General features: G+C 60.0%; 1 protein-coding gene. It reads left to right on the forward strand.

Features of this window, described 5'->3' with window-relative positions:
* On the forward strand, nucleotides 1–600 hold a 600-nt coding region (locus QZL67_RS02955), incomplete at both ends, for a hypothetical protein (RefSeq protein ID WP_292919738.1).

Consider the following 600-nt stretch of genomic DNA (forward strand, 5'->3'; position numbering starts at 1 on the left):
CCTACTATTCCGACAGCCGCTCCGTGGAGGGCAAGCTGGTCATCAATCCGGCGGAAACCACTACCTCCGGCAGCAGCCAGGGGGACATCCGGTATTATGCCACCTATAATACCAATGTCCAGATCAACGCCAACGACATTGCCCGGCTCTTCCACAAGAAGAATCCCTCCTCCACGCTGCAATATGTGACGCTCAAGGGTGTGCCCTCCACCGGCAGCCTCTATTACAACTACTACGGCGTCAGCAGGTATGGCGCCTCCAAGCTGAAGCTGACCAGCTCCAACTGTGACGATCAGGCGCTGTACTTCAGCCCCAGCTCCACCAGCCAGTATGCTCTGACGGAGCTGACCTATCTCCCCAGCGGCACCAACTACTGTGCCCAGATTCCCTTCACCGCCTACGGAACCGGCTCCAAGACATTGTCCGGAACCATCCTCATCAGCGTGAACCTCTCCGCCGTGTCGGAGGTCTACGGCGTCACGCCCAAGGGCACCGCCGTCACCTTCCCGGCTTCGGCCATGTACATTGCGGTCTCCAGTGCCAGCGGCCAGGGCCTGAGCAGCATCCAGCTGCTGGAACTGCCTGACAGCTCCGTGGGTA

Source organism: Oscillibacter sp. CAG:155, from assembly GCA_000436875.1.
Classification (GTDB): domain Bacteria; phylum Bacillota; class Clostridia; order Oscillospirales; family Oscillospiraceae; genus Oscillibacter.